Genomic DNA, 11270 nt, shown 5'->3' with positions numbered 1-11270 from the left:
GAACAATTTATATAATATAAGGTTTTTGTCTGAACAATTGTCATTTTGACAAATGTCCACCCAGAGTCTATTTTTGTGACAAAAATATGCCAAATTTTATGGAACTACTTGACTATTTCTACAAATTTATGTTGATAGAATTCTGAGAAACAGTGGTTTCATTTTGATGATCTACCTCGTAACCAGCTAACTACAAAAAGGATATATAATGGTCGTTCAGATAATTGGGAGGGGATGAAAATGAAGGTTCTTGTTACTGGAGGTGCAGGTTTCATTGGTTCCCACTTAGTTGACAGATTGATGGAACAAGGGTACGAAGTTAGAGTAGTTGACAACCTAAGTGCTGGTAGCTTGAATAATATTAAACAGTGGCTTGATCATGAACGGTTTGAATTTCTCAAAGGTGACTTGAGGAGTAAGGAAGTTGCGAAAAAAGCCGTAAGAGATGTTGAGGTTGTATTCCACCTGGCGGCTAATCCGGAGGTTAGAATTGGGGCACAGAGCCCGGGACTTTTATATGAAACAAATGTCTTGATAACGTATAACCTTCTTGATGCCATGAGGGGGGAGGAAGTCCAGTACCTTGTGTTCACATCTTCATCCACTGTCTATGGGGATGCTAAAGTTATTCCAACTCCGGAAGATTATGCTCCTCTTGAACCGATAAGTGTCTATGGTGGGGCAAAGCTTGCAGCTGAGGCTTTAATTAGTGGTTATGCCCATACTTTTGATATAAAAAGTTTGGTCTTCAGGTTAGCAAATATAATAGGAGAGCGCTCAAATCATGGAGTAATCTATGACTTCATAAATAAACTGAAGGCAAACCCAAATCGTTTAGAAATTCTTGGAGATGGAACTCAAAAGAAGAGCTATCTTCATGTGAGCGATACTGTTGAAGGGATGTTGTTCCTTTTTGAGAAGTTTAAGGAGGAGAATAAAACCTATGATGTCTACAACCTTGGAAGCGAGGATTGGATTACAGTTAAGGAAATTGCTGAAATTGTCAGCGAAGAGATGGGACTTAATCCGGAGTTCTATTTTACAGGTGGAGTTGATGGCGGGAGAGGGTGGAAAGGAGACGTGAAGTTCATGCGTTTAAGCATTGAAAAAGCTAAAGGCAAGGGATGGAAGCCAAAAATGAACAGTTATGATGCTGTAAAAAGGACCGTTCGAGAACTCTTAAGGACATTGGAGTGAAAACCTTTTTATCATCTTTATCTTAGTTTAATTCATGTCTCAACCAGATGAAATAATAAACAAAGAAATAGCAAGAATTAACATACACCTGCCCAGAGCGAGAAAAAGCTTAGCAAAGCTTTTGAACGAAGATGTTCCAAAAGTTCAGCTTAGAGATGGGAGTTTTCATTATTTCAAAAAGGAGGAACTTGAATATTTGCAATCTCTCTTAGATGTAGAGGAACTTGAAAAGCTTCACCTCCCAATCGTGCTTGAAATAACGACTGCCTGGCATGGGTATTTTAGGGTTAGGGGGAGGGTTGAAGTTAAGGTAATTGAAAAAGTACTTGGGACGTATGACATATTAGAGGAAAAAGTAGAAGTTATCCTTCCTCGGTATTTGCTACCAAAAATAAGAAGAACTTTGCCCACAACTACAACTTATGCATTTATAATGGAGTGAATAACAATGGACGAAAACAAAGTTTTGCTTAACTACTATCTGTTCACAGTGCCTCACATAACAGTATTGGCTGGAGCAGTTCTTGGGTTGCTTCTGCTCTTGAAGGTTGATATAAAGAAAGCTCTTGGAATTTTTGCAGTCTTTTATGGTAGCATGCTTACGATACTTGCTCTCATGGTTAGGGGACACTTTTCAAGACTTACTCTTTACAAGTTAAGCTTGATCTTATTTTTTGGATTTACACTCCTTGGGATAGTTCTTCTCTTAACATGAAATTTATATTGTTCAAATGCAAAAATATTTGGGGGATGTTGATGAAAAGAGTAACACTTATCATTGCTATAACACTGTTTTTATTGCCCCTTGCATCTGCACAATTTATAATCTTTTCATCTCAGGGTGAAATTTTAGTGCTTTCTGGGGATTATACAGAAGGTACTTTTATTTTGAAGAATGATCAAAACTTTGATTTTAAGATTGTAAGCTTCCGGAAGTATGTTGTCTTGGATGAAAGGCTTAATAGGGTTGAAGGATTTAGGCTGGAACTTCAAAAAACCATTTATAATGAATGGACATCAGGGGAGACCAAGGAAATAAGCTACAAGCTTTTTGTGAATGAAAGCGTCAAACCTGGTAATTATCAGATTGTTTTGACATTCTGGGGCTTTTTAGAATCTGGGGATATATACATTATAACAGCAAAAATTCCAGTAAAAGTCATTGACAAACCCCTCATTTTTGAGGAGGCGATAACTTATGTAAAAGAAAGACCTTTTAGTTCTAATTATGTACTTAATGGAGAAACAGTGGTTGTGTCTTCTCATATTAAGAATTTAAAGAACAGTATAATCCCACTGAAGGCTTCTGCGTATCTTGAGAGAAACGGAAAGAAATATCTGCTCGTAACAAAGACTGTTAATCTGACAAAGGGAGATAATATAGTCCGGTTTGAAATTCCGATTCCTTATGATCTACCATCTGGCAATTACAAACTTGTATATCTATTGGAATATCCTGGAGGGACATATAGTTTTTCGAAGGAATATTACATTCAGTTTGGTGTTGAGCTTTCTGCACTGTCTTTAAAGAGCACCCAAGTTATGGAAGATTCTGAAAATGAAGTTTATATCACACTAACATCTGAAAGAGATATTAAAGTCAATGTCACGCTTTTGACATACGATAAAAATGGCGAACTGCTTCACAAATATACTGAGACTGTTCAGCTTCAAAAAGGTACAAACATAGTTCGTTTTTCACTCTCTTCAGCACCTCCTGGTGAAGTCAAGGTTCTTGTGAAAGTAGCCTATGATGGCGTCTCTCTTGGAGAGAGATCGGCAACATATCATGTTATAGCATATCCAAAGATAGACAGCGTAACGTATCGCGTCCTCTACAATGGAAAGGTCGAGTTTACAGTTGCAATCATGAACGAAAATTCAAAGAAAATTGAGGGGGCGTTGCATTATAAGATAACTGCAGCAAATGAAACCCTATACAAGGGGTTAAAGGATATTACATTGTTTCCGGGAGAGAACAAAATACGCCTTGAGTACACCCTTCCAGAGGGGGAGGCAAAGTACCAGTTTGTGCTCTCTGCATTCGGGAAGAATATCATTAAGGAGGGAACTGTTTACATTGAGAAGCGGACTCCAACACAGACGCTATCTTCAACATCCTCCAGTAGCATAATTAAGACAAAAGAAACAACTTCTCAATTGATAGAGGGAGAACATAAGGAAAAGAAAACATGGACAATGTATTTCGTAGGAATATTAATTGCGGCTGTATTAACGGCGGTTTTTATAGGACTTGTGAAATCTGACAAGAAAAAGAAAAGAAAAAGGCCCAGGCCTAAGAGAAAGTCTCCTCTCGGTAAGTATAAGAAACCAAAAATTCCGAAATTTAGAGAAAAAACAGAACTCCCAAAAAATAAGTAACCAAATCTTTATAATATCTTCTTTTAAATCCCTTTTTAGGCGAGAGGGCTGGGAGTTGCCGGGCCTTGAGCCCGAGGAAGTTCCGCCCACCGCACCGGGGCCGCGGTGCCGCAAGGCACCTCCCGAGAGGGAGGGCAACGGCGCAGAAACGACACGTCCTCCGAGGGATGGGAATGAAAGCGGTGAAGGGAGCTGGTGACAGCTCCCGAGCTAACCCGCAGACGACCTCGGGGGGATCGGTGAAACGGCCGTCCCGCGGGGTGCAAGGCCGAAAGAGGGGCGATGAGTTCCCGGTGTGAGCCCCGTGGTTGGCCGCTCAGTCGAATGCTTCCTTAATACAGAAGGCGGGCTATAGCCCTCTCGCCTATCTCCGCTTTAATGTATCTAAAAGAGATGCTGATAGTATCAGAACTCCCCCTATCACTGTTCTGACAGTAGGGACTTCTCCGAATACTAAAAACGCATAAACCACCGCACTTAGAGGATCAAGATAGCTGAGCAAGGCGGCTTCATTCACTTTAACGCTTTTTAATCCGTCCATATATAGGAAGAGTGCAAAAACAGTGTGCACAGCTACTAAAATTCCAACGGCAAGCCAGTTAATCTTTCCAACGAATATTTTACCATAGAGGACGAAAGGAATAAGGATTACAGAGGCTATAAACAGCTGAACAAATGTTAGTATGTCACTTTTCACTTCTTTTAAAAATCTACCCAGATTTGGAATCATCGCATAAAAAACTGCTGCTATGAATGCGAATACGGCTCCTATAAAATCTCTGTTTTCAAAATTCATTTTTTGCTCGCTCATTATTATCAGCAAGCCAAGAAAAGCCATAAGAATCAGCAAAATTTGAAATTTCGAGATTTTTTCTTTAAGGAACTTAGCTGAAATTAACGTTGCAAGAACTGGAGCTGAATAATAAATAAGGACTGCTCTTGCTATTGAAGTGTATAGAAAAGCGGTAAATAAAAACACCCAATTTAAGGCAAGTGCAATGCCAAGGAGGATCATCCATCCAAACTTTTGTTTGGTAGCATCACTAACCTTCTGAAACCAAGATTTATCTTTTATGCTGAACAACAGTGCTAAAATTAAAGCTCCTAATGCAACCCTAAAGAATGCGATTCCCAATCCATTTAAATTTGTGAACCTCGCAAAAATCCCAACACTTCCCCAGATTAGCATTGAGACTGTTATTTTAATTCTCCCTGAAATTTCCATCTCTACTCACTCTTTAGCTCATTATTCTTGAGCCATTCCTCATATGCTTGCTTGACTTCTTCTTTTCTGAACTTTGGCACTGCATCTCTAAACGGATTAAACTTTTCAAGCTCCTTTTCTTTGCTCCCAATATAAGTTGTGATTAATCCGACTTTAGAATGAAGGCTTGAGGGAACTCTGAGGATTCTTTTAACATCAACTGTGACCCTGCCATCGAAGTATGCTTTTGAGAATGTAGTTGACAATGCGAAGAGTCTAAGGAGAGTTTTGTACCCTATTCCCTGTGGAAAGGCTGTAAGTCTTGCCTCTTTAACAAATCCTTGGTAGATTTTTTCTTTGTTGTTCAGAATCAAACTAATCTGCTTTTTATTTAATCCAATATTTTTGAGGTGGTTATATCTAACACGCATTATAAAATATCCAAAGCGAAGACGAAAAATCCTGAAGTATCCAGAAGATAGCATTATCCTCTTGCTTTGGATGTCATCGAATGTAACCTCTTCTGCTGAAGATATATATGCTAAAATTTTCTCCCTCGCCTTGGAATCAAGTTCAAGTGCCCATTCATCAAGTACCCTTATGTGATATCCTCTACCGGAGTACACAATGTGGATATCTTCAAATCCAAAATCCTCCTTTAAAACAATTAGCGTATCTTTTGCAAGCTCTTTAGCATCTTCTAAACAAATTGGACAAACAGTTCCACTTTCATGGTTACACCTTCTTAGGGGCAGATCCTTGGCATCTATATCAAAAACAAGCTCTGCTCCAAGCCACCCACTCATTTCTTTGGGCTCCTCATATAATGCAACACTTGAAAATATTGCATAAGGTGCTGTTGCTTTAACGTAATCTTCTAAGTCTCTTAGGTCATGGAATACATTTTTCCTATCACTTGGTCCATCTCCAGTATGATCAAAACCAAATTCTCTATTTTCGAGAGTATCCACAATAAATGATGGAAGTTTTTCAGCATTCCATTCCTTTTCATAGTAAAGCTGCCTCTCCCTTTTTGTAACTTCCCTGAAAAGCTCATTCATTTTTATCCTCTCCTTGACTCTCTTTCTTACTTTCTAAGTATAGCTTTCTCAGATAGTAGGTGAGAGGATTTTTGATGTACTTGCAGTCTTTATCGGGTTTGCAGAGCTGAGGTGCATTCACTTTAATTTTTGAGCAGTTTGGTGGGAAATACCAAGTGGATGTGCCACTGTCTTCCAGTTTAGGTTTTGAAGTATAACCAAATCCAAGATGGTACCATATGTTTTTGATCTCATTTGGCTGATCTTCAAAAAGTGGGGGAGAGCACCGGTTCCCCGCTTCAATTATCACTGGCAGGATTTCTTTTTCAATTATGCTTAAATCCTTTATGCAGTCTTTGATTTTCACATTTTTGCTTGGGGGATTGGGGCATATCCTTGCATAGCTCAGGAATGATGTCAATAGAACAGTTATGGCATAATTTCTCAACCCGCTGGGTACGCCTCCCAAGGCGATTTTAATGCATGGAGGGAATAAATCGAATCTCAATGGTTGGGCGGTGGTTCTTCCGACCCCTTCAAGCCTTTTCTTAAAGTACTCTCTTGCAATCTCACTTAACCGGTTATAAAGCTGGATATAGTACTGGGGAAGCTCATCTCTGAGTTCATACAACAGATTCACGGCTCTCTCAAGATTTTTTTCAAAGGATTTTTTCCAGAGCTCTATAAGTTGGCTTCTATTCAGATATGCATATCCATTTCTAATGTACACGTCTTTTAAGCTACCTTCATTTAAGCTTAGAAAATCTTTTAGCTTAACTTTGTATTTGAGGGTGATTTTTTCTCTGTCTTCTGGAGAAATTTCACTGTAAAGCCTTTTTTCAATTATCGTCAGATCTCTTTGAGGTATTTCATTATCTGCTACGGGTGCAATAGATATTGAAAGCTCTTCAAAATTCTTGGTTTTTTTGATTCTGGTAAGATATATCTTTAAATTGGCTTCTTTTACAAGCTCCATTTCAAATCCATACGGAGAAAATGCGAGTGCACCTAAAAGGGCGTAAAATCCCATTAAATCTTTCCAATCATTAGCATTTAAAATATATTCTGGAATTGCATCATTTTTTAGCCATTTAACCCGTTCTAATGCTAAATTTATATCCAAATACGTTGGAATAATCTCTAAGAAGCTGTTAATGTCTTCAAATTCCTTAAGTAATTCCCTTGCCTTTTTCCCAAAGGGATCGAGCATGACCTCACCTAAGGGAATTGTTGATTTTGATATTAAAACTCTTATGCCACATAGCAAGCAGAGTACTGTGATCTGATCTATTTGCTTTCTTTTTTGTAGATATTCTCTAAATTTGAAGAATTAGCAACGAGAGTTGCGGAAATTGCAGAAAACAGGAAACCTCACCCCAAAAATTTTATATTGGTTAATAACTCAAAAATAAATTGGTCATAACGAAATGGAGAAAGGATAAATTTAATAAAAGCCTGGATGTTATACTTATCAATGTTATCAGGTGATCACGATGGTTGAGTCTTATGTAGTAAGGAGGGTTAAAAGCGGAATCCCGGGTTTTGATGAGCTGATTGAGGGCGGTTTCCCTGAGAATACAACTATCCTGGTAACTGGTAGTACTGGTACTGGTAAGACTACTTTTGGAGCTCAATTTATATATAAAGGCGCAGAAGAATATGGAGAGCCAGGTGTTTTTGTTACGTTAGAAGAAAGGGCAAAAGACCTTCGGAGGGAAATGCTCTCTTTTGGATGGGATTTTAGAAAATATGAAGAGCAAGGCTTAATTGCCATTGTGGATGGCGTTAGCTCAAGCGTTGGATTGCCTTCCGAAGAAAAATTTGCTCTTGAGGATAGGTTTAACATTGATAATTTTCTTAGATACATCTATAGGGTCGTAAAAGCAATAAATGCGAAACGTCTCGTTATTGATTCTGTTCCTTCGATAGCATTTAGACTTAAAGAGGAGACACAAATCAGAGAAGTGCTACTAAAGTTGAACACAATACTTCTTGAAATGGGAGTTACAACAATCCTGACAACCGAAGCTCCAGACCCGAGTGCTGGGAGAATAAGCAGATATGGGATTGAGGAATATATAGCAAGGGGTGTCGTGATTCTTGATCTTCAAGAAAGAAACATTGAGCTAAAAAGATACTTGCTTATCAGGAAGATGCGTGAGACAAAGCATTCGATGAGAAAATACCCATTTGAAATAACCAACAGTGGAATAGTTGTCTATCCAAGTGGAGAGATTTATTAATTTCGAATTCTGCACGGGGTGTCTCGCTTTGGTTCAGAATATCTTTGAAATGTATGAGGATATTGAAAAACGAGTAGAAAGAGTTCCGACTGGGATAATAGATGACCTCATAATGGGGGGCATTCCAAAAGGTAGCGTTGTTTTGCTAATTGGTGACCCCAAGTCAGGAAAAACAACGTTTATCAGCCAGTTCGTTCACACACAGCTAACTGGAGGATACTCCACAATTGGGATTCTCGTTGATATTCCAAAATATGAGTTTGTAAGTAATGCTCTTGACTTTGGATGGGATTTCATGCCATATCTTGAGGAGAATTTCTTCATACTCGATGCCTACAGTCAGAGATTAAGGGGGACTCCTAAGTTCTCCTTTGATGAAGCGGTTGTTACTGATATCAGAGACACCACTCAACTTATCGATGCGATAAAGGATGTAACCTTGAAGATTTTATCTGAAAAGAACCCTCCAATGATAACGGGAATAATATCATCTTTGACTCCAATATTCTTTGAAACAGATAAAAAGCAGATATACAAATTTTTGGAGGATTTAAAAGAACTTGCTCACAGAAACAAGCAGGTGTGGTTGGTTGAGATGAATTCTGGAATTGAGGAACCTCATGTTGAAATGATGGTTAAGGCAATTGTTGATGGAATAATCGAGATGAGGTTAATAGAAGAAAATATGACCCTCAGAAGATATCTAAGGGTCTATGGGATGAGAAGAACCAAACATGTTCTGTCTTGGGTGCCTTATGAGATAACTGAAACAGGAATTCAGCTTCAAGTCTGATTCTTACCCTTTGTTCTGGTATAAGGTATTTAATCCAGCAATAGAAAACTTTTTAAAGTTTTTAAATTACTTATAATCATGGTTAAAGATAGAGTATACGCTGTGGTATTAATATCAGCATCTTTAATGATGTTGGGTGCTGCATATATTATTGGTTCCGAGAAATACAGTAACATTGAAGATGCTCAAAAGGGCGATATTGTAGTTTTTACTGGTATTTGTGTTTATTCTAAGGGTGACTTTAGTGTGCTCACTGATGGACTTGGAACTGTCACAGTTTATAAAGGTCTAATTGAAGGCAAGATATACACGATTCAGGGGAAAGTTGTCAACAAAAAGCGAAAATCTGTGTATCCTTTAAGAATCACAAATGGAAGTACTGAAGAATTGCATCTCTCCTACTTATCGGGGGTTTATTGGAATGATCACAGTTGCTATATTCTCACTCCCCAAAAAGTAAAACTTGACAGATGTTTAAATGTTCAGAAAGGCGCAGAGATACAGGCAAAAGGCGTGATTTATGGTGGTACATTTTATGTCATTAGCTTTGAAGTAGGAGATTTTTTGGCAAAGCCCAAGGATAATTTTCCCTATCGAGTTGTTGGAGTAGTTTTAGATAACAGAACACCAACAATAATATGGAACGGAAAAGAAAAGATTAAAGTTTACTTACCCTACAGATTTTCTCTGAAGCTTGGAGACAAAGTTGAAATTTTGGGGATTGCAAGACTGTATTCGACGCTTACGCTTTACGTAAACAGCATAGATGATGTTAAAATTACTGGAAAAGCAGAAAGAAAAGCTATTGGAGAAGAGGAAATTGGAGACATAGCATATGGAAGTTGCCAAGTCACTAAAGCTGGTAAAGGTCTAAGCTTGAAGTGTACTGACTTAAAGCTATACGCATACTCTGCAAGAACTGGGGATATTGTAGAGTTTGAAGCTCTCCGAAGAGAGCACTCTCTTGTATGTTTGAACTGTTCTGTTAAGCTCCCAAGAGAAAAACTCGAAAATTCGATATGCAATCCTGAACATGAGGGCGTCATTAAAATTGAAGGAAGGATTTCTTGGATTAGGATTTACAAAAATGGGTTCGGTTTGGCAAATATTACTAATAACAAATGTTGGATTCTTCTAAAACTTAGAAAGTCTCTAAATCTTGAGCTTAAAGAGAACCAAACGATTACAGCTTTTGGAATTTACACAACACATAGAGGGAAGCCCGCCCTTGAAGTACATTCGAGGGATGATGTATGCTTAGAGAATTCTTGTTTGGGCTCATAGCTGGGACTATGACAGGGATAACACCAGCGTTACACGTTAATACTTTAGCATCACTGTTGAATGGTTTAAATAATAAGCCCAATGGATTTGGATTTGTGATACTCATTTATACAATGGGTTTAACTCATACGTTTTTGGACTCTATACCTTCAACTTTTCTTGGAGTTCCTGATGAAGATACGGTATTGAATACTTTGCCTGCCCATAAATTGGTTCTTGAGGGGAGGGCTCTTGAGGTAATTAACATCTCCCTGAAGGCAAGTCTTTTAGCAGTAATTTTTGCTTTTCCCCTCTTACCTGTTTATCTCTCCTTAGCCCCTAACTACACACCCGGGTTTGGTAGAGTATTTGTATTCTTTTTGGCTTGTTTTTTGATTTTAATAGAAAAAGGAATAAAGAAGGCTTTTGCTTTACTTGTTTTCTTAATCTCTGGGATTCTTGGAATTCTGATTGACTATTTACCTCTCCGGGAGCCATATTTTCATATTTTTGTTGGGTTATTTGGAGTTCCCACAATATTTTATTCTCTGCGTAGTGGGATTACCACCATTGAAGCTGGAGATTATGAAATTAAAATGTCCTATAAGTCTTTATTTGGTTTTTCCCTTCTTGGAACTGCTTTAGGAATGCTTGCATCCCTGCTTCCTACCTTTACCTCTTCTCAGGCCGCATTAATTGGAAGCTTCTTTTCAAGGGATGAAAGGTCGTTTTTGACGGTGGCATTCTCTGTGAACACATCGAATTTTTTCTTTTCACTTTTTAATTTCTACCTAACGGGGAGAACGAGAAATGGAATAATGGTTTTGATTAAAGAGAAGTACTATTTGTTGAGTTCACATGAGATTTTAATTTTAACACTACTTACTATTGCTGCGACTTTAATTATAAGCCTCTACGGGCTGAAAATAGCTAAAATAATTAGCAGTGTTCTCTTTAAGGTGAATTATAAGCTCCTAAACTTCCTTGTTTTATCTTTTGTTGTTGTCCTGTCCTTATATTTCGACAGGGTCCTTGGTATCTTAGTTTTGGCAACAGCATCACTAATAGGTTCTCTTCCCCTTCTTCTTAACATAAAGAGAACAAACTGTATGGGAGTTTTAATGGTAAAAATAATGGTTAGAAGATAG

Annotated in this window: 11 protein-coding genes and 1 other RNA gene; 9 read left to right on the top strand and 3 right to left on the bottom strand. The window is 38.1% G+C overall.

The features are described from left to right. The first annotated feature begins 240 nt into the window (after window positions 1–240). The 5 genes from VFC49_RS06565 (at window position 241) to rnpB (ending at window position 3943) form a co-directional block, all read left to right on the top strand. Window positions 241–1197: an NAD-dependent epimerase/dehydratase family protein gene (locus VFC49_RS06565; RefSeq protein WP_324734874.1), complete on the top strand. Its 957-nt coding sequence runs from the start codon at window positions 241–243 to the stop codon at window positions 1195–1197. A 34-nt stretch (window positions 1198–1231) separates the two neighbouring features. Continuing rightward, entirely contained in the window at window positions 1232–1639 is a 408-nt protein-coding gene (locus VFC49_RS06560; protein ID WP_324734873.1) for a DUF61 family protein, read from the top strand. Between the two features lie 6 nt (window positions 1640–1645). After that, the gene (locus VFC49_RS06555; RefSeq protein ID WP_324734872.1) at window positions 1646–1912 is read left to right on the top strand and encodes a hypothetical protein; all 267 of its coding nucleotides are present in this window, start codon (window positions 1646–1648) and stop codon (window positions 1910–1912) included. A gap of 41 nt (window positions 1913–1953) precedes the next feature. Next, window positions 1954–3579 carry a hypothetical protein gene (locus VFC49_RS06550; RefSeq protein WP_324734871.1) on the top strand — a complete coding sequence of 542 codons (1626 nt, stop codon included), beginning with the start codon at window positions 1954–1956 and terminating at the stop codon, window positions 3577–3579. A gap of 39 nt (window positions 3580–3618) precedes the next feature. Further along, window positions 3619–3943, top strand: an RNA gene (gene rnpB, locus VFC49_RS06545) — RNase P RNA component. On the opposite strand, the gene VFC49_RS06540 is transcribed toward rnpB, so the two are convergent. The 3 genes from VFC49_RS06540 to priL are packed head-to-tail and all read right to left on the bottom strand — an operon-like array spanning window position 3944 to window position 7033. Further along, window positions 3944–4804, bottom strand: a complete 861-nt coding sequence (locus tag VFC49_RS06540; RefSeq protein WP_324734870.1) for a DMT family transporter — start codon at window positions 4802–4804, stop codon at window positions 3944–3946. Window positions 4805–4806: 2 nt separating this feature from the next. Then, window positions 4807–5844 carry a DNA primase catalytic subunit PriS gene (gene priS, locus VFC49_RS06535; RefSeq protein ID WP_324734869.1) on the bottom strand — a complete coding sequence of 346 codons (1038 nt, stop codon included), beginning with the start codon at window positions 5842–5844 and terminating at the stop codon, window positions 4807–4809. Beyond that, the gene (priL, locus tag VFC49_RS06530; RefSeq protein WP_324734868.1) at window positions 5837–7033 is read right to left on the bottom strand and encodes a DNA primase large subunit PriL; all 1197 of its coding nucleotides are present in this window, start codon (window positions 7031–7033) and stop codon (window positions 5837–5839) included. Before priL ends, priS begins: the two co-directional genes overlap by 8 nt. A gap of 283 nt (window positions 7034–7316) precedes the next feature. Here priL and VFC49_RS06525 point away from each other — a divergent pair, with 283 nt between their 5' ends. The 4 genes from VFC49_RS06525 to VFC49_RS06510 all read left to right on the top strand — a co-directional run bounded on the left by VFC49_RS06525 (window position 7317) and on the right by VFC49_RS06510 (window position 11270). Beyond that, a complete protein-coding gene (locus VFC49_RS06525; RefSeq protein WP_013467944.1) occupies window positions 7317–8066 on the top strand; it encodes an ATPase domain-containing protein in 750 nt (249 codons plus the stop codon). 49 nt (window positions 8067–8115) lie between these two features. Next, a complete protein-coding gene (locus VFC49_RS06520) occupies window positions 8116–8859 on the top strand; it encodes an RAD55 family ATPase (protein ID WP_048159974.1) in 744 nt (247 codons plus the stop codon). Window positions 8860–8937: 78 nt separating this feature from the next. After that, window positions 8938–10143, top strand: a complete 1206-nt coding sequence (locus VFC49_RS06515) for a hypothetical protein (RefSeq protein WP_324734867.1) — start codon at window positions 8938–8940, stop codon at window positions 10141–10143. Then, on the top strand, window positions 10113–11270 hold the full coding sequence (locus VFC49_RS06510; RefSeq protein WP_324734866.1) for a tripartite tricarboxylate transporter permease: 1158 nt from the start codon (window positions 10113–10115) through the stop codon (window positions 11268–11270). Before VFC49_RS06515 ends, VFC49_RS06510 begins: the two co-directional genes overlap by 31 nt.

This window comes from Thermococcus sp. SY098 (assembly GCF_035621495.1).
Taxonomy (GTDB): domain Archaea; phylum Methanobacteriota_B; class Thermococci; order Thermococcales; family Thermococcaceae; genus Thermococcus_B.
Note: the sequence above shows the minus strand (reverse complement) of the source record. Positions and strands in the feature narration are given on the sequence as shown.